The organism is Pseudoalteromonas sp. P1-7a, from assembly GCF_001401855.1.
Classification (GTDB): Bacteria; Pseudomonadota; Gammaproteobacteria; order Enterobacterales; family Alteromonadaceae; genus Pseudoalteromonas.
Genome location: NZ_LKDU01000013.1, coordinates 17,793 through 44,049 on the forward strand (window position 1 = coordinate 17,793; position 26,257 = coordinate 44,049).

Below are 26,257 nucleotides of genomic sequence, written 5' to 3' on the forward strand. Positions count from 1 at the left end.
GCTATGCCTAAACAGGGTCCTAATCCAAATAACCCAGCCCCTGTTGAGGGCTTTCCTCAGGTAGGCTTTTTAAAAAACTTTATTACCTCGCCTAATATAGTTGTGGGTGATTATACCTATTATGACGATCCTGATGGCCCTGAAAACTTCGAAAAAAATGTTCTTTACCATTTCGATTTTATTGGGGATCGCCTCATTATTGGGAAATTTTGCGCCATAGCTAAAAACGTAACCTTTATAATGAACGGCGCTAATCATCAAACAGCGGGGTTTTCTACTTATCCATTTTTTATATTTGGCAACGGCTGGGAAAAATCGGCCCCACAAGCTGGCGAGTTACCCTTTAAAGGCAATACAGTTATTGGTCACGATGTATGGATTGGTTATGACGCAACCATAATGCCGGGGGTTAATATTGGCAGTGGCTCTATCATTGCAAGTAAATCGGTGGTGACCTGTGATGTACCTGCTTATAGTGTGGTAGGTGGTAACCCAGCAAAAGTAATTAAAACTAGGTTTGATGGCAACACTATAAGCACCTTATTAGATATAGCTTGGTGGGATTGGAGCAATGAAAAAATCACTGCTCATCTAGATGCCATTACTCAGTGTGATTTAAGCGCTTTAATAAAGCTTAAATAATCCATAAGTAACACTCACCTACCATTCAAACATATACGCCATTTTGCTAATAGTTTTTAAGGGCACATTATGCGTATTGCGCTTGGCGTATAAGTGTTGCATAGATTTATCTTTAACCTCACCTACAATCACTTCTTTTACTTGGTAGCCAAGTGCATGGGCTGCTTGAGAGTACGCAATAAACTCCCATTTTTTTATATTGGTGTTATCAACAATGACAAGCGGAATATTTTGCGCTAACGCATTTATAAAGCGCGCTAAATTTAAGTTATGGTATTGCGGTAATTTAAATTTATCAAAGTGGTATTCACCTTGCTCATTAACGAAGTAATCATCGGTTGAACAAATCAAATACTGGCTTGAATCTACTCCACCTAGCTCATCTGCTAGGGTTTGGGCATAGTAAGACTTACCACTTCCTGGTAGCCCTCTTAAAATAAAAACTTGTTTCATAGCATCCATTTTTGGGTAATGGTAAACGTTTATACGAATACTTTAATAATGCCACAAAATCAGTAAATTTAAGAGTACCAAATAATAATAGTGGTAATTTAAAGCAAAAAACGCTGTAAAAGTAACCCACATGCATAAAAACTTTTAAAGAGTTGCTCACAATAGTTTTTTTATTTTATTTAACTAGGTAAGATACACGGTTCAAGTTCAACGCACTAAATTTAACCGCTGCGTTGAGTAGTTAATATTATACAGTTAGGCAACTTATATCATTGGAGTGAAGATGAGCCATTTAGCGATTTCAGAGCTATTAAAAGGCAATGTTGCGGTAGACAGCCAAGTAACAGTAAAAGGCTGGATCCGTACACGCCGCGATTCAAAAGCAGGAATATCATTTTTAGCCGTTCATGACGGTTCGTGTTTTGATCCTATACAAGCGGTAGTTCCTAATTCACTAAATAATTATGATGAAGTTACTAGCTTAACAGCCGGTTGTTCTGTGTCGGTTACTGGTGTGTTAGTACAATCTGCAGGTAAAGGACAGTCTTTTGAAATTCAAGCTAATTCTGTCACTGTGTTAGGTTGGGTAGAAAACCCTGATTCATACCCTATGTCGGCTAAACGCCACAGCATTGAGTATTTACGTGAGCACGCTCACCTTCGCCCTCGCACAAACATGATTGGCGCAGTAACACGTGTACGTAACTGTTTAGCACAAGCTATTCACCGTTTTTACCACGAGCAAGGTTTTTACTGGATCAGCACACCAATCATCACAGCAAGTGACTGTGAAGGTGCAGGTGAAATGTTCCGCGTTTCAACGCTAGATATGCAAAACTTGCCGCGCACTGATAAAGGCGATGTTGATTACAGCGAAGACTTTTTTGGTAAAGAAGCCTTTTTAACGGTATCTGGCCAATTAAATGGTGAAACATACGCATCGGCTATGTCAAAAATTTACACATTTGGTCCTACGTTCCGCGCAGAAAACTCAAACACATCTCGCCACTTGGCTGAGTTTTGGATGGTTGAGCCTGAAGTTGCATTTGCTGATTTAGAAGACATTGCAAAACTTGCTGAAAACATGCTTAAGTATGTATTTAAAGCGGTACTAGAAGAGCGCCGTGATGATATGGAGTTTTTTGCTCAGCGTATCGAAAAAACAGCGATTAGCCGTTTAGAAGAGTTTGTAGAAAAAGACTTCGCGCAAGTTGATTACACTGATGCCGTAGAAATACTTAAGTCATGTGGTAAAAAGTTTGAATACGCAGTTGAATGGGGTGTAGATTTACAATCAGAGCACGAGCGCTACTTAGCAGAAGAGCACTTTAAAGCACCGGTTGTTATTAAAAACTACCCGCGCGATATTAAAGCGTTTTACATGCGCCAAAACGAAGACGGTAAAACCGTTGCCGCTATGGACGTTGTAGCACCTGGCATTGGTGAAATTATTGGTGGTTCACAACGTGAAGAGCGCCTTGATGTGCTTGATGCGCGTTTAGATGAAATGGGCTTAAACAAAGAAGACTACAGCTGGTACCGCGATTTACGTAAATACGGTAGCGTGCCACACTCTGGCTTTGGTTTAGGTTTTGAACGCCTGGTTGCCTATGTAACAGGTATGGGCAACGTACGTGATGTAATTGCCTTCCCTCGTACTAAAGGTAGCGCGACCTACTAGTCAAGTTAATTGATTTAAAAGCCAGCTTTTTTGCTGGCTTTTTAATGCCTGTTTAAGATACTGTTTATAAATTAGAGATTTATAAATTTTGAGCTATAGTTTTATAACGAATTCGTTATCGGACTAATAGCATGATAAAAAACCTTATTTTAGCAGCTACCGTACTGCTTTCTTCATCAAACATAGCAACATCCGTTTCCAATATTGATCCACAACACAAACCGTTACTTATTGGTGGCTCCTCTTCGGTTACACACCTTTTGCATTTAATCAAACCTACCTTTGAAAAACAAACCAATACCGCCATGCAAATTCGCTCTATGGGAAGTACTAAAGGCATTAAAGCCATAGCGGAGAACATTATAGATATTGGCACGTCTTCGCGTTATTTAACCAACGCCGAACAAGAAAAATACCCTCACGTTCGCCAAATTATTATTGCGCAAGATGCGTTGGTCTTTTTCACTAACAAGAAAAATAATATCAACTCGCTAAGCATTGAGCAGCTTAGTAATATTTATGCGGGTAAATATAAAACATGGCAAGAAGTTAACCCAGATTATGTACCAGAGACACAAAGAGATAACAAAATTTTACTTTTTAGTAAGGCCTATAATCATGGCACATTTGATATTTTGTTAGAATTTTTAAACCTAACGTTTATGCGCGTACCAAATGCCAATACTATTAAATTAAAGCAAACCGGTAACCGCGGTTTATTTCCAAAAACTGAAGTACAAATGTACGACGAATTTAATCAAGCGCTTGGCATAGTACAACGTATGCCTAATGCTATTGCCTTTGACTCTTATGGCGCTGTATCTCAACTACAGGGGTCTAAAAAAATTAATAAAATAAATTTACTGGGCATCAATGGCGTTGACGTTTCCGATGAAACCATTAAAAACGGTGAATATACGTTTGTTCGCCCCCTTATTTTATTAGTAAATAGCCAATCTAGCCGCTCTGTAGAGCAAACCGATTTGTTGCTTAATTTATTAAAAAATAAACGTGTTTTAGATACTTTGTCAGCACATCATTACTCTATGGTTGAGGTGGAATAAAAAAGCCGCAGGAACCTAAGTTCACCGCGGCTTTACAACCAGAATGTGTTTAAAGCGCGTTTTCAAGCTGCGGTAATACATCAAATAAATCAGCAACTAGACCGTAATCTGCTACCTGAAATATTGGCGCGTCTGGGTCTTTGTTTATTGCAACAATGACTTTTGAATCTTTCATACCTGCTAAGTGCTGAATAGCACCACTAATACCGACTGCAATATATAAGTTAGGGGCAACAATTTTACCTGTTTGCCCCACTTGCATATCATTAGGTACAAAGCCTGCATCAACGGCTGCGCGTGATGCACCAATAGCTGCACCTAACTTATCGGCAATACCGTTTAATAACGCGAAATTTTCACCGTTTTGCATACCGCGACCACCAGAAATAACCACTTCTGCAGCTGTAAGCTCAGGACGTTCCGACTCAGTTTGCTCAACGCTTACAAAGTCACTTAGTTGTACATCATTCGCAGCTTCCAATGCACTAATATTGGCAGGTGATTGTTCGTTTTGTAAGTCAAAGCTGCTCGCACGTACGGTGATTACTTTTTTGTTATCTAGCGACTTAACCGTGGCAATGGCATTACCAGCGTAAATTGGACGTTTAAAAGTTTCGCTATCTACCACTTCAATTATTTCTGAGATTTGCGCCACATCCAAAAGAGCGGCCACGCGTGGCATAAAGTTTTTGCCGGTGGTCGTTGCACTGGCAACAATATGTGTATAGTCATCGGCTATGCTTAAAACAAGTTCAGCCATATTTTCAGCTAATTGATGCTCATAAAGGGTATTGTCAGAGGTCAATACATTAGTAACCCCTTCAATACAGGCCGCTTTCTCACTCATTGCGCCTAGGTTTGTCCCTGCTATAAGCACATCTATATCAAAACCTAATTTACTTGCCGCATTTATTGTTTTTGAGGTTTCTGGTTTTAGTGCACCGTTATCGTGCTCTGCAATTACAAGTGTTTTCATTTAAATCACCTTTGCCTCTGTTTTAAGTTTTTCAACTAGTTGGACAACATCTTCAACAATAATGCCCCCACTGCGCTTAGCCGGCTCTTCTACTTTTATTAATTCTACGCGCGGTGTTAAGTCAACACCTAACGAATCTGCTGCTATGACATCGAGAGGTTTGCGCTTCGCTTTCATGATATTAGGCAGCGATGCATAGCGCGGCTCGTTTAAGCGCAAATCGGTAGTTACAATAGCAGGCAGTTTCAGAGCAACCGTTTGTAAGCCACCATCTACTTCTCGGGTAACATTAACTGTATTACCGTTTATATCTACTTTAGAGGCAAATGTACCTTGGCTGCGCTTAGTTAAAGCCGCTAACATTTGGCCTGTTTGATTGTTGTCTGAATCAATAGATTGCTTGCCAAGGATAACCAACTCAGGAGCCTCTTGCTCCACTAATTTTGCTAATAATTTAGCGATGTGCAATGACTCTAGTTTTTCATCCGTTTCGATGTGAATGGCTTTATCTGCACCTAATGCAAGTGCAGTGCGTAGCTGCTCTTGTGCAGCTTTTGCACCAATTGTTACTGCGATAACCTCAGTGGCTGTACCCGCTTCTTTTAATCGAATCGCTTCTTCTATAGCAATTTCACAAAATGGGTTCATTGCCATTTTTACATTTGCTAAGTCAACGTCACTGTTATCAGCCTTTACGCGTGCTTTAACGTTGTAATCGATCACTCTTTTTATTGGAACGAGAACTTTCATAGGAACTCCATCTATATTTAAACCTACAAGCTAACGTTTACGTCAACCTATTTATTTTATGAATTCAGACTACTTCCTGTTGACGTAAACGTCAACCTAAAATAACCTTAAAGTATTCACAGCCTGTAACATTTAATGTGCAAGTATTAAAAAGGCTGCATTGCTTATCTAATTTAGCTAAGCCCGTCATTGATTAAGAGGTTATTATGGTCGAACGTGAAACCATGGAATTTGATGTAGTTATCGTAGGCGCGGGCCCAGCAGGTCTTGCCAGTGCCATTAAACTCGCGCAATTAGCTCAAGAAAAACAACAAGAGCTGAGTATTTGTGTAGTAGAAAAAGGCTCCGAAGTAGGCGCGCATATTCTTTCAGGGGCGGTATTTGAAACTAAAGCCTTAGACGAGCTTTTACCAAACTGGCAAGAACTTGATGCGCCTATTACAACGCAAGTCTCCCACGATGAAATTTATTGGTTTAATAACAGTGAGAAAGCCACCGCTCTCCCTCGCTTTGCGACCCCTAAAACATTTCATAATGAAGGCAATTACATTGTATCGATGGGGAATGTGTGCAGGTGGCTTGCAGAGCAAGCCGAAAACTTAGGCGTTGAGATATTCCCAGGCTTTAGTGCTCACTCTTTAATTATTGAGCAAGATATTGTCAAAGGGATTATCACAGGTGACATGGGTGTTGATAAAGATGGCAATGAAAAAGATGGCTATATGCCAGGTATGGAGCTTCGTGCGAAATACACGATATTTGCTGAGGGTTGTCGCGGCCATTTAGGGAAACAACTTATCAATGAGTTTGCGCTTGATAAAGAAGCTTCGCCACAACACTATGGCTTAGGCTTTAAAGAAATATGGCAAATTGATGCAAGCAAACACCAACAAGGCAAAGTCGTTCATGGTACGGGCTGGCCACTGTGTGGCGATACTAATGGCGGCTCATTTATGTACCATTGTGAAAACAATCAGGTGGTTGTAGGTTTAATTGTTGACTTAAATTACGCGAACCCTCACCTAAGTCCATTTGATGAGTTCCAACGAATGAAACACCACCCTGTGTTTAAACACACCCTTGAAGGGGGTGAACGTATTGCTTATGGTGCTCGCGCTATTGCCAAAGGCGGCCTTTATTCATTACCAAAAATGCATTTTGCAGGTGGACTATTAATAGGTTGCGATGCAGGTACACTCAATTTTGCCAAAATCAAGGGTAATCATACTGCAATGAAGTCGGGAATGGTGGCGGCAGAAGTTATTTTTAATGCACTCAACATGGGCCACGCCAATACAGATTTAGCTGAATACAAAAACGCGTTTGAAAATTCATGGGCTTATAAAGAGCTATACCAATCTCGCAATTTTGGCCCTGCGATGCATACATTGGGTAAATTTGTTGGAGGTGCGTACAACACCCTAGATCAAAACATATTCAAAGGTGCTCTGCCCTTTACCTTTAAAGATAACACGCCCGATTACGACACGCTTAAAGATGCAGCTAACAGCCCTAACATTAACTACCCTAAGCCAGATGGACAAATTAGCTTTGATAAACTCTCTAGCGTATTTTTATCAAACACTAACCATGAAGAATCGCAGCCGTGCCACTTAAAATTAAAAGATGACTCAATTCCTATCTCAGTTAACTTAGTTAAATTTGATGAACCCGCACAGCGTTATTGTCCGGCTGGTGTATATGAAGTGCAAAAAATAGAAGGCGAAAACCAATTTGTCATCAACGCACAAAACTGTGTGCATTGTAAAACCTGCGACATTAAAGATCCTAGCCAAAATATTACCTGGGTTACACCCGAAGGCGCTGGCGGCCCTAACTACCCAAATATGTAACTATTTTATGCATAAAGGCGTATAAAAAACGCCTCTTTTACATATAAATTATAAACCTATCCTAAATTGCAGGGGCTTCGGCCCCTTTTTTACGTTATGCTCTTAATTAAGTTTAACAAAGTGAGAGTTTAATATGCCGTCGTCAAATGTTGTATTTCGTTTTTTAGCAGAGCCAACCGATGTAAATTTTGGTGGAAAGGTCCACGGTGGTGTGGTCATGAAATGGATTGACCAAGCGGGCTATGCCTGTGCTGCCGGATGGAGTGGTCATTACTGTGTGACTGTTTCTGTAGCTGGGGTTAAATTTAGACGCCCTATCCTTGTAGGTCAAATTGTAGAGGTAGAAGCCAAAATAGCGCATACAGGCTCAACCAGCATGCAAATATTTATTCAAGTTCGCTGTGGCGATCCTAAAACACAAAACATGGTTGAAACTAACCACTGTGTTATTAGCTTTGTAGCTATGGACGAAACAGGTTACCCAGTAGAGGTTCCTGCATTTAAAGCAGTAACAGATGAAGATAAAAAATTAGAAAACTATGCAATTAAGATGAAGCAGATTGCGATAGAGACAGAAAACTTGCTTCATAAAGTATAAACGTACAATGTAAAACTCACAAAAACCGTGTAAAAGGTACAAGCTTTATTTAGAAAACAAAAATTCAAAAAAGTTCACTCTGCTTATAAAAAATACAAAAACAACCTATATTAGCCGTAAATGTCCTTTTTACGGCTATTTTGCAATCAATTATTGTTGTTGGCATGCTCGCTGCAAATATCTAATTGTCGTTTGATAAGTTGGTCAAACATATATTATTTTTTAAAGGAGCTATACAATGATTAAAACACTTTCTCTTTCTGCAATTGCTTTAGCAACACTGGGTTTTAACTCTGCAGCACACGCTGATATTACGGATTTTGATTCTCCTCGCATTTATACAGGTGTAGGCTATGGTCAATACTCATTTGAATTTGAAGACAGCGAAAATGACACTGAATTTGACGACGATGCACAAATGCTTAAAGGGTACATTGGTACACAGTTTAATGAACACTTTGGCCTTGAATTGGCTTATCAAAACTTTGATGAAGTAAGTGACATTGACAGTAAAGCGGAAGTTGATGGTGTATCATTAGCAGCCACTTTAGCGGCACCGCTTTCTGAAAGCTTTTCGGTATATGCTAAAGGTGGTTGGTTTGAATGGGATGCAGATGTAGAGCAAGAGCTTCCTGTTGGTAGCATTTCAGCCTCACAAGACGGCGGCGACGTATTTTACGGTGCAGGTATTCAATACGCGTTTTCTAGCAATGTTCAAATGCGTTTAGAATACGAACGTTACGAATTAGATGATGACATTGACCCAGAAATGGACGTAGCATCAGTGTCAATTCAATACATGTTTTAATAGTAATTAAATTAAAGTTAAGGGTGGGCCATGTGCTCACCTTTTTTAATTAACCCATGTTTACCCGCCACCTTAATCTTTGTTTTGGATGCATATAAACCATACGGTCTAAAATATTACTCACTAACTGTACTGCTATAACTCATAAATAGAGGTAGAATACTCCCCTATTTTTTAAATAAATAAGCATTATGAGCGAATATAGCATTTCGGCAGTTGGTCACATTCAGTCTCCCTATAAACAAAAGTTTGCAATACCTAGACAACCCCGTTTAGTACCTCAAGCAAAAGCCAAACTTATTTTTACCACTGAGTTTAACCGCGAAGAGTTTGTGCGTGGTATTGAAGAATTTAGCCACATTTGGTTATTGTTTAGATTTCATGAAACTGCTGATAAAGGCTACTCTGCGATGGTGCGCCCTCCACGATTAGGCGGAAATGAGCGTAAAGGGGTATTTGCAACCCGTGCTACGTTTAGACCCAACGCTATTGGTATGAGTGCTGTAAAACTTGAAGGTGTAGAGTATAAAAATGGCCAACTTAGTTTACTGCTTGCTGGTATAGATTTACTCGATGGCACGCCTATTGTGGATATAAAGCCTTATTTACCGTATTCAGATGCAATGCACGACGCCAGTGCAGGCTTTGCCGATACCCGCCCAGAAACACAAATGAGCGTTGAGTTTACACCCGAGGCAATTGACTTTATTGCGACACAAACACACTACCCTGAGCTTAAAGATTTTATTGCTAATGTACTAAAACAAGACCCACGCCCAGCTTATAAAAAACAAAAACAAGGCGAGCAAAGTTATGGCATGACACTGTATAATTATAATATACGCTGGCAAGTCAACGGCGAGCATAACTTAGTAACAAGTATAGAAAATACCTAAAAAGTGCAGTTAGCGCTTTAGTGTAAAAGCAAGCGCTGGTAAACTTAGCGCCCTATTAAAAAGAACATATTACTTAATTTCGGAAAAATCATGCGTACCAGTCAATATATACTCGCAACACTTAAAGAAACGCCATCAGATGCTGAAATTATTTCGCATCAATTAATGCTTAGAGCCGGTATGATCCGTCGCGTCGCTTCGGGTTTATATACTTGGTTGCCCTCTGGTTTACGCGTACTTCGTAAAGTAGAAAATATTGTTCGTGAAGAAATGGATAAAGCCGGTGCAATAGAGATGCTTATGCCGGTAATTCAACCTGCCGATTTATGGCAAGAGTCTGGCCGTTGGGAACAATTTGGCCCTGAGCTGGTACGATTTAATGACCGTCATAATCGTGAATTTGCGCTTGGTCCTACTCATGAAGAAGTGATCACCGATTTTGTTCGCAAAGAAATTAGCAGTTACAAACAACTGCCTGTTACTTTGTACCAAGTACAAACTAAAGTACGTGATGAAAGACGCCCTCGTTTTGGTGTAATGCGTGCGCGTGAATTTACGATGAAAGACGCCTATTCATTTCACTTAAGTGAAGCGTGTTTAGACGAAACCTATCAAGTTATGCATAAAGCATACTGCAATATTTTTGAACGTTTAGACTTAGAGTACCGCCCTGTGCTTGCTGATACAGGCTCTATTGGTGGTAGCTTGTCGCATGAGTTCCATGTACTTGCTGAATCGGGTGAAGATGCAATTGCCTTTAGTGATGCAAGCGATTATGCAGCTAACATTGAAAAAGCAGAAGCGCTAGCACCAACTCAAAGTCGTCCTGAGCCTTCTAAAGAGCTTAAAGCGTTTCCTACACCGAATGCTAAAACAATTAGCGAGCTTAAAAAGCACTACGGTGTTAAACCACACCGCGGCGTTAAAACATTAATTGTGTACGGAGCACCAGATGAAAATGGTCAACGTGGTTTAGTTGCTCTCGTACTGCGTGGCGATCATGAGTTAAACGAATTAAAAGCAGAAAAGCACCCACTGGTTGATTCACCGCTAGAAATGGCAACTGAGGCCGACATAGTTGCTGCCGTTGGCGCAAAGCCTGGGTCACTTGGCCCTGTGGGCTTAACAATGCCTATTATCGTTGATAGAACTGCTAACGTAATGGCTGATTTTGTAGCTGGTGCTAATAAAGATGACGAGCACTTTAGCGGAATTAACTGGGATCGCGATGTTAAAGAATATCAAGTTGCTGATATTCGTAACATTGTTGAAGGCGATCCAAGCCCGTGTGGACAAGGCTCTTTACAAATTAAACGCGGTATTGAAGTTGGCCATATTTTCCAACTGGGTACTAAGTACTCAGAAGCCATGAAAGCAGGCGTACTGAGCGAGTCGGGTAAAAACCAAGTAATGACGATGGGTTGTTACGGTATTGGTGTATCGCGCATTGTAGCAGCGGCTATTGAGCAAAATAATGATGATTACGGTATCATTTGGCCACAATCTATCGCCCCATTTGATTTAGCGATAGTGCCAATGAACATGCATAAGTCGCATCGTATTCCTGATATTGCTAATAATCTATATCAAGGTTTGAAAGATGCCGGCCTCGATGTTTTATTTGATGACCGTAAAGAGCGCCCAGGCGTTATGTTTAACGACATGGAATTAATGGGTGTACCTTATACTTTAGTTATTGGTGAGCGTAATCTTGATAAAAACAAGGTTGAGCTTAAAAATCGCCGCACCGGTGAAAAGTTAATGGTTGATTTAGACACCGCAATTGAGACTATCAAAGCGGCTGTTAAAGGTTAATAACATCTACGCTTAAGCACACTACGAGGCCGCATTTAAACATGCGGCCTTTTTTTTATATGCCTTTAATCGTAATGTATATAAGAGCCGCTCGGCTAATCGCCTCTTCTAACACAATAAACTTTTAATTGCTTGGCATAAGATAATTGTCATGGAGGCTTCGCTAAAGTGTCTCATAAGTGTCATTAGATTTATCTACAGTGTTTAATTATTACACTATGGATGACGGGCATGACAAACAATCAACAGCGCAAAAAGCAGCATTATCCAGCCGTTTGGATATCGGATGTACACTTAGGCTATAAAGACTGTAGAGCCGACTATTTATTAGATTTTTTAAACGCAATTGAGTGCGATACGCTTTATTTAGTGGGTGATATTGTTGATTTATGGTCGATGAAACGGCACTTTTATTGGCACCCATCCCATTACCAAGTGCTTAGTTGCATTCAACAAAAAGCCCTTGACGGCACCCGTGTAATATATATACCTGGCAATCACGACGAGACCTTTCGCCACTACATAAATCAAACTTTATTTGGTGTAGAAGTCCACCAGCAGTTTATTCACACAACTAAAGCCAATAAGCGCTTTTTGCTGCTACACGGTGATGATTTTGACTCGGCAACCCGCTACAACAAGCTAATTAGTATTGCAGGCGATGCAGGTTACGACTTGCTACTGTTTTTAAATCGTTGGACTAACCGCGTTCGTAAAGTGTTTGGCGGTAACTACTATTCGCTTGCTGCGTGGATAAAAGCACGCGTACATAAAGCCCGTGAAGCCATTTCTGCTTTTGAAGATGCCGCTATTCATGAGGCAAAAAAACAAAAGGTCGATGGCATTATTTGCGGACACATCCACCACCCTAAAATTAAAGTGGTAGATGGCATAGTGTACTGTAATGATGGTGATTGGGTTGAAAGCTGTACCGCATTAGTTGAGCAACCAAACGGAAAAATAGCGCTGTTGCATTGGTCTGATACGCAAAAAGTACTTGATACAGCCGATGTAACCAGCATAGTTAAACCTATTCAAACTGATACCAAACCAAATAAGTCAGCAGCGTAACTGCTGACTTAGCCAATTTAGTTTAACCAGGTTAATAGCCTATTTTTAAGCGTTTTAGGCTTTATTGGCTTGGTAATATAATCATTCATGCCAGCGGTGATACAGCGTTCTCTATCGCCTTCCATAGCACTTGCGGTCATAGCAATAATTGGGATACTAATATACTCAACCCCCGCTTTAGCATTTCTTATCTCACTGGTGGTATCGTAGCCATCTAGGTTAGGCATTTGGCAGTCCATTAAAATTAAGTCAAACGGTTGCTCTTGATTAAATTTAAGTGCAGAGAGCGCTTCTATGCCATCATTGGCACAGGTAATTTTTATACCAGTGCGTTTTAAAATGGCTTTAGCTACCTCAATATTGATCATGTTGTCATCAACCAATAATACATGATACCGCGATAACTCCGGCTCTGGCTCCAAGTCATTTGGTTGTTTGGGTGCGGTTAAAACAAACTCACTATTAGCGCCAAAAATACTGCCAAGCTTATAAGTAAATTGATCTTGCGTAAGCGGTTTGTGCAAAATGTGGCTATGCTCAGGAAACACTTTTTTAGATTGTTTATTAACCACCATGTCTCGCAATATAAGCACGTATTTTTTATCTGCCTTTTCGCAATAGCTTATTAGCGCATTAACTTGCGGGTGCTCGTCATCAATAATCAGTAAATCGGCGTCAAACTCACTGTGCTCGCTAAAATAGTCGAGTCGTGTAATGCGGCTTGGCAGAATTTTACAGGTTTGGGTTAGTAAACCACACACATTTTTAAATACGTTATCACGTGCAATAAGTGCTGCCACGCTTACCTCTTTTGCAAGCTCAATACCCGTATTAAGTTTTTTCTGTTGCGCCACATGTAATTCTACCGTTGCAACAAATGTGCTGCCTACTCCTTTCTCACTGTTCACAGTGATATTGCCACCCATTAACTGTGCCAGCTTTTTACAAATAGATAACCCTAACCCCGTACCACCAAAATGGCGCGTCGTGCTTGAATCCTCTTGAGTAAACACATCAAAGAGTTTATCTATGTTTTCAGGAGCAATACCAATACCAGTGTCTTTAATTATAAAGCTCATTAAAATTTTACTGTCGGTAATGTATTTAGAGTTTAGGGTTAAACTTACTTCGCCTTTATGCGTAAACTTAAACGCATTATTGATTAAATTAATTAAAATTTGCTTAAGTCGGTGGCTATCTCCGATAACCATTCTATCAATAACATTTTGGGTATTTAAAAACACCTCTAACCCTTTACGCTGACCTTGAAGTGCAATCGAATTAATCATATCGCTGCAAACCGAGATTACGTCAAACGAGTGATTATCAATATCTAACTTACCCGCTTCAATTTTAGAAAAGTCTAAAATATCGTTAATTAAATTCATTAACGAGTGAGCGCTGTTATTAGCCAATTTTAAATAATGCTGTTGTTGCTCAGAGAGGCTGTCTTCTTTTAGCATTTCAAGCATGCCTAAAACGCCGTTCATAGGGGTACGTATTTCGTGGGAAATATTAGCGACAAAGTCACTTTTTGCTTGGCTTGCAGCTAGTGCCTGATCAATTGCTCGCTCTAGCTCTACAGTACGCTGAGTTACCTTAAGTTCTAACGTGCTATTGAGCCCCTGTAACTGTGATTGAATGTACTTTAACGAGCTAATATTACGTAAAATAGCAGCAACTTGATAACGATTGCTAAATACATCAAATACACTGGTAAGCGTAATTGAATAATATTCTTTTTTGCCATCATCAGTATACACCGCTTCAAATGGCATTTTAGAACCCTGCTCAATGGTTTCTCTAATACAGTCTTTGTCTTCATCTGCAAGGATAAATAAGTCATTAAAGCGGATGTTGTCATTACCGAGCCTAGTTGCAAATACCTTTTTAGCGGTTTGGTTACAATGAATAATAGTTTCATCATTGTCTATGGTAAAAATGGCATCGAGTGAATTTTCAATTACTTTATTATTTTGCTCTGTCAAAGAGTTTATCAGCAGCTTGCGGTTAATATAACGCTGGTACAATAACGTAATAATTATAAATATGGTAAAAAATGAAGCAATTATAGCAATAAAGCTTTCTCGCCTTTTTGCAACGCGTTCAAGTAACGTTTTTGAATCAATAGAAACCGCAAGCTCTAAAGGCAGCATGGCAACATCGCCTTCAAAACTTACTCGTTTATTTAAAAAATACTGCTTTGGTATATCACCTATTAACAAGGTTTCGTGTAAATTCATGTTTTGTGAAGGGCTAAATTCATCACCCCACGTTTTGCCTTGGTTAAATTCAAAACCAAAACGTAAATCAGGGTTTGGATGGTATAAAAACTCGCTTTCATTGTTAAGCAGGTAAATATTAACCCCAGGAGGGAGTTCAAAAGTTAAACTTTCAAACAATTTATCGGCAGAATAATTTGTCACCAAAATAGCAAATACTTGCTTTAAGTTATCAAAAACAGGTTTAGCTACACGGTATGTGCTTACAAAGGGCTTTTGTATTTCACCGTTTTCACGATTGTAATTAATTGGCGATATATACACGCTTTTTTCATCAAGCATACTGGCTTTAAGTACATAATCTCGCCCCCCTTTTTTTTGTAATTGCGCGCCCTCAAGTCTATTTATATCTCCTAGCATGCGATCAACACGTACTATTTCTTGGCCGTTTTCTGCCAGCATAATGTATCGTGCTTGCAAAATAGAATCGTCTGTACGCATAAACCCGCTAAAAATATCCGCAAGGCGGTCTTGCCATACAGCAATGGGGGTCTGTAAAAGTGGGTCAATTAATTGATTGTCGGTTGCTCTAGAAATACCTTGAATGGGTGGAGTCGCGTTTAAAAAGCGAATAGCGGTAATACTGTCGTTTAAATGATTTTTTAAAGACGCCGCTTTTGTTTCAAGCTCACGACTAAGCTCATTGTGCGCATCGCTGTATATTTCCGCACGCACTTTTTTTTCAAACACATACGCTGAAGGCAATGCAATAACTAAAAAAACAATAATAGCAACAAGTAATAATTTATTACCTCTTGCTGCTGTTATAAATACATTCCTTTTTAGCATTGAACCCTTACTCCTCACTATTTTCTAGCTTAGATTATAGAGGATTATTTAATAAAAAATAGAAGTAAAAATAATTAGTTATTTAAAAATACGTAATTAAAATTCGAACAAATACTCTAAATTAATCACTTAGTATTACTATTAAGTTGCAGCATTAATTTAAGATGAATTAAAGACAAAAAAACACACAAATAAGAGCCCTTTAATAATAAACGCGCTAAAAATTACATTTATAAAAATACACAAACGGGCAAGATAAAAACCCTGCCCGCTTCCAAAAATATTTAATTACCTAAACAATACATCTTCGCGGTTAAACCACTTAACACAAAAGGCAAGTAATGCCCCGGCAATTAATGCCGTTGCTAAAAAGATTAAGCCTACTAAGGTGTAATCAACTGTGCCTTTTACTATTTCTTTTATAGCCAGTGCTACGTTAGTGACAGGTATAAATGCTGTTTTGGCTGTAAGTTCCATATTCGGCATGATAGAAACAATAATAGGAAAAAACACCCCCATGCTTAAAGGAGCCATATAATTTTGTGCTTCTTTAAAGGTGCGTGCATATATTGATATAGCCAAAGCAAGGGCTGAAAATATTGCTGCAATGGGTAATAACAGAACAAAAATCATCAATAAGTCACTTACCGCAAGTGAACTAAACGCTGTTTTAATTACTTCAAGGTCTGCAAATGCAAGGGCTACGGCTATCCACCCGCCCATACTCAACACTGTTATTGTGGTAGATGCAATTGAGGTGGTTAATAAAGTGATAAATTTGCCCAATACCAACTCTGTACGCGTTATGGGTGTAAGCAGTAAAGTCTCTAATGTGCCGCGCTCTTTTTCACCTGCACCTAAATCAATTGCTGGGTACGTTGCCCCCATCAAAACTAAAGGTATAAGTAAATAAGGTAAAAATCCGCCGAGCTTTTCACCTAGGTTTTCTCGTTTGTCTGCGGTGTCAACTTTCACAACTTCAATAGGAGTAAGTAAAGCTGTGTGGGCCTTTTTATCAATACCAAAGCTTTCTAATTTTTCGCTTTGCAGCACATCGCTGTATTCTTTAGCCAGCTCTTTTACACGCTGGAATAAAAAGTTTATAGACTTAGCATCATTGAATACTACTTGCCATTTACTTTGTTCAAATTGATCTAAAGATTGCTTAGCGTTGGCTGGTAAATAAATACCCATATCAATCTCACCATCAATAACACCCGCTTTTAGCTCTTCAATGTTGTTAAAGGTTCTAGACCCTTTATAAAGCTCAAAGCTTTTATGGTAAAACACGTTTTCGGTAAATTCTGGGGCGTATTCGCCATTAATAATCGCGTAGGTATGTACTTCTTGTTCAGCGTCTAATGCAGCTTGAGAGCTAATGAAAGCCATAACAGCAAACAAGAGTGGAAATACGGCAACAGGCAGTGCCACTACAAATAACAGGGTTTTTTTGTCGCGTAGGAGTTCTTTTAATTCCTTTTTAAACACTTCAAACATCATGCTTCTCCGTTAATATATTCATAAACGCTTGGTTTAGCTCTTCACTGTTGCCTTTTTGTTTAAATTCAGCAAGCGTGCCATCAAAGCAGCTAATTCCTTCATTAATTACCGCTACGCGGTCACATAAAAGTGCGACTTCATCTAAATGGTGCGTTGAAAAAATAACAGGCGTGCCTTGCACCTTTAACCCTTTAATAAAGTTAATCACTGTTTGTGTTGTCATGATGTCGAGGCCTGTTGTTGGCTCATCGAGTACCACTACCTCTGGGTGGTGTACCACAGCGCGAGCAATATTGGCTTTTTGCTTCATGCCGGTAGATAAGTTTTCTGCACGTTTATCAATAAATTTATGCATGTCGAGCAAAGTAAAAAGCTCTTCACAACGCGCCGCTATTTGCTCTTTGTTCATGCGATGAAGTTTTGCAAAGTATTCAATATTTTCTTTAACAGTCAGACGTCCATATAAGCCCGTCGAGCCTGATAAAAAACCTATTGATTTACGCCCTACTAACGGCTTTTTAATTATGTCATTGCCGGCAACAGTGATTGCACCTTCATCAGGCTTAAGTGCAGTTGAGAGCATGCGTAAGGTAGTGGTCTTTCCTGCGCCATTAGGGCCAAGTAAGCCTAATACTTCGCCTTTTGCGCATTGAAAGCTGACACCTCTCACTGAATGAAAAAAATCTTTATCTTCACGGGGGTCTATATCATCAACTTTATTTTTCTTATGATCCTTGGTTAACTTAAACTTTTTTTTAAGCCCTGCGACTTCTATCATTTTCGTATCCTTCGTTTAGCTCTAAAGTAGTCGGTATTATCATAGAACGATTCATTTACATTTGCGTCATGCCATCCTGGTACACCTAATAATGGCAATGGAGAAAGCTGTTTATTATCGGCTAAGCAATGCTCTATTTTTATCTTCTCATAAAGTAATTGGTCTAGGTACTGATATTGAGTAACTAAATCTTTACAAAATATTTCATCAGGTACACATACAAATAGTGCTTTACCCGTGAGTCCTATATATGGCTTTGTCATCATTTCATAATTAGCATGTCCAAACATAAATGGTTTTATTGTTTTGCTCCACTCATCTCGGTGCGTAACAAATGCAGTTTTCCATTGGTGCTCTGTTAAAAGTGCTTGCCACTTAGACTCACTAATGGCAAGCACCACACCACATTCGTCAAACAAGGTAAGAGCATTGCGATGCTTAGTACGCTGTTTTAAACCGTGTTGCGCTATTTCTTCTACGTGTCGCTGATTTATAAGTGCCTTTGTTTTTGGAAACAAGCACCAAATAAACCCACCAAACAAATCGTGCCAATTTTTAGTTCGGGTTGGGACTATGCCGGTTTCAAAAATAACTTGTTCATAATAGCGCTCACCAAAATCTATGGTTGCATCGTCTTCAAACCTTATTGGGAGGTTATTTGCATTAATGGCTTTTAAATATGGGGCAAACCAATCAGGGCATGGCCAATCAGTTTGTTTATCAATATTAAACAGTGTTCGTAAGTGCTCAAACGCACCGCTTTTTAAACTACTAACTTGCCATTGCTCGGGCGGAGTAAAGCGCTTCATTTATACCTTTAACAATTTATCCTGTTAATTTGCGGGCAGTTTACCGCAAAAACTGGTTCTAATTAATAGAAGTTAATATACTAATCTCATCTTAGAACAAGAATAGAGCTACTATGAAACGATATTTCTCTCTCACACTAATTGCTGGCGCTGTTGTAGCTGGCTGTGCAACAACAAGTATTACACCTACCGATGTAACAAATGGTTACAACAGTATTAAAGAAGATGAACTTGCGGCCCATATTAAGGTACTTGCATCTGACAAATTTGGCGGCAGAGCCCCATCATCTGAAGGCGAAAAACTAACTTTAGATTACTTAACAACACAATTTAAAGCATTAGGGTATGAACCCGGTAATGGCGATAGCTTTTTGCAAGAAGTACCGCTTGTTTCGTTAGAAGCAGATTCAGACATGGTATTAAGTATTGGTGGTAAAGACTATCAATATAAAAAAGATATGGTTATGGGCAGTAGCCGTATCAGTGAACAAGAAGGCATAGAAAATTCAGAGCTTGTATTTGTTGGTTACGGTGTAAACGCCCCCGAATATAACTGGAACGATTACGAAGGCCTAGACGTAAAAGGCAAAACTGTTGTTATGCTTGTTAACGACCCAGGTTTTGCTACTAAAGATCCTGCGCTATTTACGGGTGATGCAATGACCTATTACGGACGTTGGACCTATAAGTACGAAGAAGCGAGTCGTCAAGGCGCCGCAGGTGCAATTATCATTCATGAAACAGCACCTGCATCTTACCCATGGTCGGTAGTTGAAAACTCGTGGAGTGGAGAGCAGTTTGGCTTTCAAAAAGAAAACAACAATATGGACCGCGTTGCCGTTGAAGGTTGGGTAACTAGTGATGTAGCAAAAGAGCTATTTACTAAGGCTGGCCTTGATTTTGAGACTGCTAAGGCCAATGCTGCTAAAGGTGCTTATAACGTTGATATGGGCGATTTAACTGCAACGGTTAATGTAAAAAACACAATTAAAAAGTCAGTATCGTATAATTTTATCGCCACGCTACCGGGTAGCGAGAAAGCAGATGAGCATGTTATTTATTCAGCGCATTGGGATCACTTAGGAACAGATACAACCCGTAAAGGCGATCAAATTTATAATGGTGCACACGATAACGCCACAGGTACCGCAGGGCTAATTGAAGTAGCAGAGGCATTTACTAAGTTGCCAAAGCACCCTACTCGCTCAATGACTTTTTTAGCTGTTACGGCTGAAGAGCAAGGCTTACTTGGCTCTAAATACTACGCTGCAAACCCAGTTATTGCGGCTGATAAAACTGTCGCCAATATAAACATGGATAGCCTAAACTTATTAGGTAAAGTAAAAGACATGAACGTCGTTGGTTTAGGTAAATCGCAAATGGACGACCTGCTAGCAAAAGCCGCAAAAGAGCAAGGTAGAACCATAGCTGGCGACCCTAAACCATCATCAGGTGGTTATTACCGCTCTGATCACTTTGCATTTGCAAACATGGGTATTCCGGCTATGTATGCAGGCGGCGGTACAATTGCCGCTGATGAAGATACAGCCAATTACCGAAAGCGTATGAGTTTAGTTCTACGTGGATGTTACCATCAGCCATGTGATAGATACCGCGACGAGTGGGATTTATCTGGTGCGGTGCAAGACTTACAGCTGTTTTATAAAGTAGGCTTTGATATATCAGAGCAAGCACAATGGCCGTTATGGTACGAAAACTCAGAATTTCAACGTAAATAGCAAATAGCCCGTAATCGATAAACTCAAACTGAGCCATCGATTTAAATAGATGCAAATGATATTGATTATCATTTGCAAAAATTATACAGTGTGTCCTAGATAAAATAAAACTGGGGCACACTTATGATTTTACTCTCTCAAATAGGATTTATTACGCCAGCTTCCAAACGGTTTGTTAGCCAAAATAAACGCTTACTCCTACCACTTTTTTTATTGGTATGTTTAGCTGTACCTAGCCTTCGCGAAATAACCATTACTGCACTCAGTGATGCGTTTTTTCAAGTTAGTGTATTTGTAGCAGCTACGTTACTTATTTACTACTACGCAATAGAACATATCCCTCAGTTAGAAATGAGCTACTTAAGCGCTAAATCTAAACCACTTGAGGTATTGTTTGCATCCGTCCTTGGCGCTTTACCTGGCTGTGGTGGTGCTATTATTGTGGTGACTCAATATACTAAAGGCCAAGCAAGTTTCGGGGCCATTGTTGCAGTACTTACCGCTACAATGGGTGATGCTGCTTTTTTACTGCTTGCTACGCGCCCTACTGAAGGTTTAACAATAATGGCTATAGGTTTAGTGGTAGGCACACTATGTGGGTTAATAGTCAATGCAATTCATACACCTGATTTTTTACGCCCAAGCGCACAAGAGCAAAAACACCAAGTAAAAGTTTTGCCTACAAAAATAATAAAAGTAAGCAAACCTGTGTGGATGTTTGCCATTATTCCAAGTTTAATCATTGCGCTTTTAATTGCATTTAATGTTGATTTTAGCCAATTTGGTCAGTATACCAGCACCGGAATTAGCTTATTTGGTGCAGCAATGGCCCTGTTTACGGTTGTTATTTGGGCCTACTCTTCTAAAGGTGAAACCTATAAAGAGATCACCTCAGAGGAGGATGAATGTAATCCGCCTTCAAAGCTTATAAAAGTACTTCAAGATACGCATTTTGTTACTGCATGGGTGGTTGCTTCGTTCATGCTGTTTGAAATATTAGTCAGTGTAGTAGGCCTTGATTTAAAAACGTGGTTTATGCACTACGCCTATTTAGCACCGTTGATTGCAGTCATCATTGGTTTTTTACCAGGTTGTGGACCACAAATAATTGTTACCACACTTTATATACAAGGCATTATTCCTTTTAGTGCATTAGCTGCTAATGCAATTTCAAACGATGGCGATGCACTATTTCCGGCAATTGCAATGGCACCAAAAGCGGCTGTAATTGCTACCTTGTATACCTCTATACCTGCTTTAGTTGTTGGTTACGGGCTCTACTTTTTAAGTTAACAGTTTTAAAAATCATAAGTACAAAAAAGCTCAGCAATTGCTGAGCTTTTTTAATACTCGCGTGTTATTTATACCGAAGCAGGTTCAGCCGATAACTCTTTAGGATTTGGACCAAAATCATTCTCACCTTCATGTGAGTCTTGCGCAAGGAACACAATTAAAACAATCCAACCAATAATTGGCACTAACCAAAGTAGCTGCCACCAGCCAGAACGGCCAGTATCGTGTAAACGGCGTGCGCCAGCGCTCAAACCTGGTATTAATAGCGCTAAACTATAAATAGAGCCAATAAACATAGTACCTAGTGCGCTATCAATCACATTGCAGATGATTGAAAAGATAGTATTAAACAATACAAACATCCAGTAAGCTTTGCGACGATTACGTCCTGAAAAATCTGCGTAGCTACGCAGTGCGTTCATATAATGTTCCATAAAAATTCCTTAGTGTTAGTTTTATATTCCCTAGCGGGTTTTAGCTGTTACTTTTTAGTAACAATTGTATCTTAATTAAAAACACAGCGTTTTAAAACAAAAAACCAGCAAATTGCTGGTTTTTTACGAGGCTAATTTTAGCTCATTGCCATCATCATTACAGATGGGTTTTCTAAATACGACTTCCACAAATTATTGAAGCGCGCAATTGTACCGCCATCAATAACACGGTGATCGCCCGACCAACTTACTTGCATAATCGCTCTGCTTACAACTTCGCCGCTTTCATCAAAACGCGGTAAGTGTTGTAACTTTCCTAGGGCAACAATTGCAACCTCGGGCTTGTTAATGATTGGGGTCGCAATAGTGCCACCAATTGCACCAATATTTGAAATGCTAATGGTGCCCCCTTTTAGGTCATCGGGAGATACGCGCCCTTCGCGTGCAGCATCAGTTAAGCGAGTTAGGCTGTTTGCAACGTCAACAATACTCTTAGATTGGCACGATTTAATGTTAGGGACTAATAAACCCACCTTGGAGTCCACCGCTACCCCAATATTGTGTTCGTCATAGTAGGTAAGCTCAGTGCAGTCATCATTTACTTTAGAATTAAGCAATGGGTACTCTTTCATCGCAAGCGATAACGCTTTGATAAAAAATGGCATCATAGTGAGCTTTATGCCTTGCGCTTTATACTGCTCTTTTAAGCTGGCTCGCAGGGCAATTAATTGCGTCAAGTCTATCTCGTCACTAAAAGTAAAATGCGGGATTGTAGAGACCGAGGCCATCATTTGCTTTGCCATAGCCGCTTTAATGCCTTTAATTGGCTCTGTACGCATACCCCCGCTTTGTGTTTTTGGTTCTGTGCTTTGTGTCACACTATTTTTAGAACTAGCGCCGCTAAGTGCTGATGTATCTATTGTGTTAGGGACCTCACCTTTAATAAATTCTTCTATGTCTTGTTTATAAATACGGCCATTTTTTCCGCTGCCCGGCACGCATGTTAAATCAACATCTAACTCGCGTGCTTTTCGCCTTACAGCAGGTGAGGCAACCGCTTTTTTATTAACAATTTTATTTGCTGCTGTTTGTGGCTTTGCCACAGCTTTATCTGCCGCTTTGCTTTGAGCTTTTACAACGGCTTCGTTTACATCAACATTTGGTTTTGCTGAACTGCCAGCTATGCTCATTTGAAATAGCGGGCTGTGTACTTGAGCAATTTCACCTTTTTGATAGTAAAGCTTTTTCACTGTACCTGTATATTTAGCAGGAATTTGTACCAGCGCTTTATCGGTCATAACATCACACACAGCCTGATCTTCTTGTATTTCATCGCCTTCAGCTACCAGCCAATCGACAATTTCACACTCAACAATGCCTTCACCAATATCCGGTAGGATAAAATCTTCTAATTGTGCTGAGGATGAGGTATCACTTTGTGTATTTTTTACTTCATCTGTGGGAGTTTCCTCGCTTTGGCTTTCGCCAGCTACATCCATAGCAAACAAGGGGGCATGAACCTGCGCTATTTCCCCTTTTTGATAATACAGTTTAGTGATTACGCCATCGTGCACAGCCGGTATTTGTACGAGTGCTTTGTCTGTCATTACATCACAAATGGGTTGATCTTCTTTTACTGTGTCACCCTCTTGTATTAGCCACTCAACCACTTCGCACTCAACAATGCCTTCACCAATATCGGGTAATATAAAATCTTTAGCCATGGTATCCCCTAAAAATCCATTGATTGTTTAATTGCGGCCATTACTTTTAGCGCATCAGGTACATATTCTTTTTCAAGCGCAAGTGGATAAGGTGTATCTAAACCACAAACCCGCATAATGGGTGACTCTAGGTGTAAAAAGCATTCTTGCTGAATAGTCGCCGCAATTTCGGCGCCAAAACCATTGGTAATAGGCGCTTCGTGGCTTATCACTAAACGCCCTGTTTTAGTGACCGACTTCGCAATTGTCTCAACATCCCACGGTAATATGCTTCTAAGGTCAATCACCTCACAACTAATACCTTGTTCATTGGCTTGTTTTGCTGCGTTTTCAACAATTTCCATTTGCGCACCCCACGCAAGCACGGTGATATCTGTGCCTTCTTGTACTACTTCGGCTTTACCAAGCTCAATGCTGTAATCATCCTCTGGTACTTCGCCGGTAGAAGCGCGGTATAAGCGTTTAGGCTCGAAGAAAATAACGGGGTTATCGTCTTTAATGCAAGCGCGTAGTAACCCTTTTGCTTGGTAAGGGTTACGCGGTACCACTATTTTTAGCCCTGGCGTATGGGCAAAGTAGGCCTCTGGTGATTGTGAGTGATATAAGCCCCCCGCTATACCGCCACCATACGGTGTGCGAATCGTTAAATTGCCCACATTAAATTCATTACCACTACGGTATCTAAATTTGGCAGACTCATTCACTATTTGGTCAAATGCCGGGAAAATATAATCAGCAAATTGTATTTCAGCAAGTGCAGGCGCTCCAAACGCGGCTAAGCCATTGGCAAAACCTAAAATACCTTGCTCTGTAAGCGGGGTGTTAAATACGCGGTGTTTACCGTACTTTTCTTGCAAACCTGAGGTCGCTCTAAAAACCCCCCCAAAATAGCCAACATCTTCACCAAAAATACACGCCTGAGGGTGCTCATTCATAGTGATATCAAGTGCAGAGTTAATTGCGTGTAGCATGTTCATTTTAGCCATTACTTAATTCTCCCTGCAGTGACTGGGTACGCGTCTGGGTGTTGCTTTATATGTGCTTTTAAATCATTATATTGGCGAGTAAGCGAAGGAATTGGCGTATCGTAAACATCTGATATAAGCTCTTCAAGTGCTGGCTTTTGCACTTTTTCAGCACGTTTTAGGGCGGCTAAAATATCTTCTCGAATAACCTCTTTGGCCTTAGCATCGTCCTCTTCATTTAACCAATCTTGTTTAATTAACCATTTTTTAAATTTATCTATTGGGCAAACTTTATGTGTGGCTTCTTCATCTTTTGAGCGGTAACCACTTGGATCATCTGAGGTAGAATGAGCACCCAATCTATACGCTATTGACTCAATTAATACCGGCTCACCTTGCGTTGCTGCAATGTCGCGAGCCTTTTGTGTTGCTGCAAACACAGCTAATGCATCTGAGCCGTCAACACGTATGGTTTTAATACCATAGCCCACGCCTCGAGAGGCTATGCCATCACCTTTAAATTGCTCATCAGCAGGCGTTGAAATAGCATAACCATTATTTCGTGCAAAAAATATCACAGGGGCTTTGTGCACCGCAGCCATATTTAACCCCGCATGAAAGTCACCTTCAGAGGCAGCGCCTTCACCAAAGTAACATATCGTTACATTATCTATGGTGCTTGCAAGCTCGCCGGTTTTTGCGTCAATGTGTTTTACTTTTTGACCATAGGCATACCCTGTCGCTTGAGGGATTTGCGTACCGAGAGGCGATGATATGGTCATATAATTTAATTCTTTTGAACCATAATGAATCGGCATTTGGCGCCCTTTTCCTAAATCTAATTCATTAGAAAACATCTGATTCATAAATTGATCAAGCGTAAACCCGCGGTAATGCAAAGCTGCTTGTTCGCGGTATTGCGCCATAATCATGTCGTTTTGGTCAAGTGCAGCAGCAGACGCTGTAACAGCAGCCTCTTCGCCTAAACACTGCATGTAAAAACTCACGCGGCCTTGGCGCTGCGCGCCTTGCATACGCTCATCAAGTAAGCGAATAAAACGCATTGTTTCATAAAGTTTAAGTGCTGTGTGTTTAGAAATAGTCGGTGCGGTAGCACTAGGATGAATGTCGCCGTCCTCAGTTAAAATACTAAGGGTTGGAATAGTTAGCGCATGACCGTCTATAAACTCGAGGTCGTGGTTAATATTCAGCGATACGTTATTTGGGTTACTCATAACCTACCTTCTCTTGTTGTCTGTGATACAGCACCCCTTTTAAGTTTTTGTTATGGGTGAGGCTTGCGAATAAACTTTGCAGCATCTGCGCTGTATTTAATT

The 26,257-nt window shown here is 40.1% G+C and carries 22 protein-coding genes; 11 read left to right on the forward strand and 11 right to left on the reverse strand.

What is annotated here, in order from left to right:
• The first annotated feature begins 3 nt into the window (after nt 1-3).
• Nucleotides 4-642: a Vat family streptogramin A O-acetyltransferase gene (locus tag AN389_RS10080; protein WP_055019744.1), complete on the forward strand. Its 639-nt coding sequence runs from the start codon at nt 4-6 to the stop codon at nt 640-642.
• 18 nt (nt 643-660) lie between these two features.
• Here AN389_RS10080 and AN389_RS10085 read toward each other — a convergent pair whose 3' ends face one another.
• On the reverse strand, nt 661-1,095 hold the full coding sequence (locus AN389_RS10085) for an ATP-binding protein (RefSeq protein WP_055014843.1): 435 nt from the start codon (nt 1,093-1,095) through the stop codon (nt 661-663).
• Between the two features lie 283 nt (nt 1,096-1,378).
• Between AN389_RS10085 and asnS the strand changes: the two genes are divergently transcribed.
• The gene (gene asnS, locus AN389_RS10090) at nt 1,379-2,776 is read left to right on the forward strand and encodes an asparagine--tRNA ligase (protein WP_055014844.1); all 1,398 of its coding nucleotides are present in this window, start codon (nt 1,379-1,381) and stop codon (nt 2,774-2,776) included.
• Nucleotides 2,777-2,907: 131 nt separating this feature from the next.
• Nucleotides 2,908-3,840, forward strand: a complete 933-nt coding sequence (locus AN389_RS10095) for a PstS family phosphate ABC transporter substrate-binding protein (RefSeq protein ID WP_055014845.1) — start codon at nt 2,908-2,910, stop codon at nt 3,838-3,840.
• A 49-nt stretch (nt 3,841-3,889) separates the two neighbouring features.
• On the opposite strand, the gene AN389_RS10100 is transcribed toward AN389_RS10095, so the two are convergent.
• Both AN389_RS10100 and AN389_RS10105 read right to left on the reverse strand, forming a co-directional pair.
• Nucleotides 3,890-4,816 (reverse strand): electron transfer flavoprotein subunit alpha/FixB family protein, encoded by a 927-nt coding sequence (locus AN389_RS10100; protein ID WP_055014846.1) that lies wholly within the window; start codon nt 4,814-4,816, stop codon nt 3,890-3,892.
• On the reverse strand, nt 4,817-5,566 hold the full coding sequence (locus AN389_RS10105; RefSeq protein WP_055019745.1) for an electron transfer flavoprotein subunit beta/FixA family protein: 750 nt from the start codon (nt 5,564-5,566) through the stop codon (nt 4,817-4,819).
• 206 nt (nt 5,567-5,772) lie between these two features.
• Between AN389_RS10105 and AN389_RS10110 the strand changes: the two genes are divergently transcribed.
• The 6 genes from AN389_RS10110 to AN389_RS10135 all read left to right on the forward strand — a co-directional run bounded on the left by AN389_RS10110 (nt 5,773) and on the right by AN389_RS10135 (nt 12,607).
• Nucleotides 5,773-7,419 (forward strand): electron transfer flavoprotein-ubiquinone oxidoreductase, encoded by a 1,647-nt coding sequence (locus AN389_RS10110; protein WP_055019746.1) that lies wholly within the window; start codon nt 5,773-5,775, stop codon nt 7,417-7,419.
• A gap of 133 nt (nt 7,420-7,552) precedes the next feature.
• On the forward strand, nt 7,553-8,017 hold the full coding sequence (locus AN389_RS10115; protein ID WP_055014849.1) for an acyl-CoA thioesterase: 465 nt from the start codon (nt 7,553-7,555) through the stop codon (nt 8,015-8,017).
• Nucleotides 8,018-8,255: 238 nt separating this feature from the next.
• A complete protein-coding gene (locus tag AN389_RS10120) occupies nt 8,256-8,825 on the forward strand; it encodes an outer membrane beta-barrel protein (RefSeq protein ID WP_055019747.1) in 570 nt (189 codons plus the stop codon).
• 191 nt (nt 8,826-9,016) lie between these two features.
• Nucleotides 9,017-9,721, forward strand: coding sequence for a tRNA (N6-threonylcarbamoyladenosine(37)-N6)-methyltransferase TrmO (gene tsaA, locus AN389_RS10125; protein ID WP_055014851.1), 705 nt, complete (start codon nt 9,017-9,019; stop codon nt 9,719-9,721).
• A gap of 90 nt (nt 9,722-9,811) precedes the next feature.
• Complete coding sequence (locus tag AN389_RS10130) at nt 9,812-11,536, forward strand: proline--tRNA ligase (protein ID WP_055019748.1); 1,725 nt, start codon at nt 9,812-9,814, stop codon at nt 11,534-11,536.
• 231 nt (nt 11,537-11,767) lie between these two features.
• The gene (locus AN389_RS10135) at nt 11,768-12,607 is read left to right on the forward strand and encodes a UDP-2,3-diacylglucosamine diphosphatase (RefSeq protein WP_055019749.1); all 840 of its coding nucleotides are present in this window, start codon (nt 11,768-11,770) and stop codon (nt 12,605-12,607) included.
• Between the two features lie 17 nt (nt 12,608-12,624).
• On the opposite strand, the gene AN389_RS10140 is transcribed toward AN389_RS10135, so the two are convergent.
• From AN389_RS10140 to AN389_RS10155, 4 genes are all read right to left on the reverse strand, one after another.
• On the reverse strand, nt 12,625-15,678 hold the full coding sequence (locus tag AN389_RS10140; protein ID WP_055019750.1) for an ATP-binding protein: 3,054 nt from the start codon (nt 15,676-15,678) through the stop codon (nt 12,625-12,627).
• A 288-nt stretch (nt 15,679-15,966) separates the two neighbouring features.
• The gene (locus AN389_RS10145; protein ID WP_055017670.1) at nt 15,967-17,175 is read right to left on the reverse strand and encodes an ABC transporter permease; all 1,209 of its coding nucleotides are present in this window, start codon (nt 17,173-17,175) and stop codon (nt 15,967-15,969) included.
• The gene (locus AN389_RS10150) at nt 17,168-17,956 is read right to left on the reverse strand and encodes an ABC transporter ATP-binding protein (protein ID WP_055017671.1); all 789 of its coding nucleotides are present in this window, start codon (nt 17,954-17,956) and stop codon (nt 17,168-17,170) included. Before AN389_RS10150 ends, AN389_RS10145 begins: the two co-directional genes overlap by 8 nt.
• On the reverse strand, nt 17,953-18,765 hold the full coding sequence (locus tag AN389_RS10155) for a DUF3025 domain-containing protein (RefSeq protein ID WP_055017672.1): 813 nt from the start codon (nt 18,763-18,765) through the stop codon (nt 17,953-17,955). Before AN389_RS10155 ends, AN389_RS10150 begins: the two co-directional genes overlap by 4 nt.
• Before the next feature lie 113 nt (nt 18,766-18,878).
• Between AN389_RS10155 and AN389_RS10160 the strand changes: the two genes are divergently transcribed.
• Together AN389_RS10160 and AN389_RS10165 are read left to right on the forward strand one after the other, a co-directional pair.
• On the forward strand, nt 18,879-20,504 hold the full coding sequence (locus AN389_RS10160) for a M28 family metallopeptidase (protein WP_055019751.1): 1,626 nt from the start codon (nt 18,879-18,881) through the stop codon (nt 20,502-20,504).
• A 123-nt stretch (nt 20,505-20,627) separates the two neighbouring features.
• Nucleotides 20,628-21,797, forward strand: coding sequence for a putative manganese transporter (locus AN389_RS10165; RefSeq protein ID WP_055017674.1), 1,170 nt, complete (start codon nt 20,628-20,630; stop codon nt 21,795-21,797).
• A 68-nt stretch (nt 21,798-21,865) separates the two neighbouring features.
• Here the strand turns inward: AN389_RS10165 and AN389_RS10170 are convergent, their stop codons facing one another.
• The 4 genes from AN389_RS10170 to AN389_RS10185 form a co-directional block, all read right to left on the reverse strand.
• Nucleotides 21,866-22,231, reverse strand: coding sequence for a DUF805 domain-containing protein (locus tag AN389_RS10170; protein ID WP_055015970.1), 366 nt, complete (start codon nt 22,229-22,231; stop codon nt 21,866-21,868).
• A gap of 137 nt (nt 22,232-22,368) precedes the next feature.
• Nucleotides 22,369-23,955 carry a dihydrolipoyllysine-residue acetyltransferase gene (locus AN389_RS10175; protein WP_055019752.1) on the reverse strand — a complete coding sequence of 529 codons (1,587 nt, stop codon included), beginning with the start codon at nt 23,953-23,955 and terminating at the stop codon, nt 22,369-22,371.
• A gap of 8 nt (nt 23,956-23,963) precedes the next feature.
• Nucleotides 23,964-24,941 (reverse strand): alpha-ketoacid dehydrogenase subunit beta, encoded by a 978-nt coding sequence (locus AN389_RS10180; protein ID WP_055017676.1) that lies wholly within the window; start codon nt 24,939-24,941, stop codon nt 23,964-23,966.
• Nucleotides 24,941-26,155, reverse strand: a complete 1,215-nt coding sequence (locus tag AN389_RS10185; protein WP_055017677.1) for a thiamine pyrophosphate-dependent dehydrogenase E1 component subunit alpha — start codon at nt 26,153-26,155, stop codon at nt 24,941-24,943. The genes AN389_RS10180 and AN389_RS10185 overlap by 1 nt, the downstream gene beginning before the upstream one ends.
• Between the last annotated feature and the right edge of the window lie 102 nt (nt 26,156-26,257).

Bases quoted from the DNA above. Each gene is read 5' to 3' on its own strand.
- asnS (WP_055014844.1), top strand. From the start codon at position 1,379: ATGAGCCATTTAGCGATTTCAGAGCTATTAAAAGGCAATGTTGCGGTA.
- AN389_RS10170 (WP_055015970.1), bottom strand. From the start codon at position 22,231: ATGGAACATTATATGAACGCACTGCGTAGCTACGCAGATTTTTCAGGA.
- AN389_RS10140 (WP_055019750.1), bottom strand. From the start codon at position 15,678: ATGCTAAAAAGGAATGTATTTATAACAGCAGCAAGAGGTAATAAATTA.
- AN389_RS10145 (WP_055017670.1), bottom strand. From the start codon at position 17,175: ATGTTTGAAGTGTTTAAAAAGGAATTAAAAGAACTCCTACGCGACAAA.
- AN389_RS10185 (WP_055017677.1), bottom strand. From the start codon at position 26,155: ATGAGTAACCCAAATAACGTATCGCTGAATATTAACCACGACCTCGAG.
- AN389_RS10130 (WP_055019748.1), top strand. From the start codon at position 9,812: ATGCGTACCAGTCAATATATACTCGCAACACTTAAAGAAACGCCATCA.
- AN389_RS10080 (WP_055019744.1), top strand. From the start codon at position 4: ATGCCTAAACAGGGTCCTAATCCAAATAACCCAGCCCCTGTTGAGGGC.
- tsaA (WP_055014851.1), top strand. From the start codon at position 9,017: ATGAGCGAATATAGCATTTCGGCAGTTGGTCACATTCAGTCTCCCTAT.
- AN389_RS10135 (WP_055019749.1), top strand. From the start codon at position 11,768: ATGACAAACAATCAACAGCGCAAAAAGCAGCATTATCCAGCCGTTTGG.
- AN389_RS10105 (WP_055019745.1), bottom strand. From the start codon at position 5,566: ATGAAAGTTCTCGTTCCAATAAAAAGAGTGATCGATTACAACGTTAAA.
- AN389_RS10150 (WP_055017671.1), bottom strand. From the start codon at position 17,956: ATGATAGAAGTCGCAGGGCTTAAAAAAAAGTTTAAGTTAACCAAGGAT.
- AN389_RS10110 (WP_055019746.1), top strand. From the start codon at position 5,773: ATGGTCGAACGTGAAACCATGGAATTTGATGTAGTTATCGTAGGCGCG.
- AN389_RS10155 (WP_055017672.1), bottom strand. From the start codon at position 18,765: ATGAAGCGCTTTACTCCGCCCGAGCAATGGCAAGTTAGTAGTTTAAAA.
- AN389_RS10165 (WP_055017674.1), top strand. From the start codon at position 20,628: ATGATTTTACTCTCTCAAATAGGATTTATTACGCCAGCTTCCAAACGG.
- AN389_RS10115 (WP_055014849.1), top strand. From the start codon at position 7,553: ATGCCGTCGTCAAATGTTGTATTTCGTTTTTTAGCAGAGCCAACCGAT.
- AN389_RS10160 (WP_055019751.1), top strand. From the start codon at position 18,879: ATGAAACGATATTTCTCTCTCACACTAATTGCTGGCGCTGTTGTAGCT.
- AN389_RS10175 (WP_055019752.1), bottom strand. From the start codon at position 23,955: ATGGCTAAAGATTTTATATTACCCGATATTGGTGAAGGCATTGTTGAG.
- AN389_RS10100 (WP_055014846.1), bottom strand. From the start codon at position 4,816: ATGAAAACACTTGTAATTGCAGAGCACGATAACGGTGCACTAAAACCA.
- AN389_RS10180 (WP_055017676.1), bottom strand. From the start codon at position 24,941: ATGGCTAAAATGAACATGCTACACGCAATTAACTCTGCACTTGATATC.
- AN389_RS10120 (WP_055019747.1), top strand. From the start codon at position 8,256: ATGATTAAAACACTTTCTCTTTCTGCAATTGCTTTAGCAACACTGGGT.
- AN389_RS10095 (WP_055014845.1), top strand. From the start codon at position 2,908: ATGATAAAAAACCTTATTTTAGCAGCTACCGTACTGCTTTCTTCATCA.
- AN389_RS10085 (WP_055014843.1), bottom strand. From the start codon at position 1,095: ATGAAACAAGTTTTTATTTTAAGAGGGCTACCAGGAAGTGGTAAGTCT.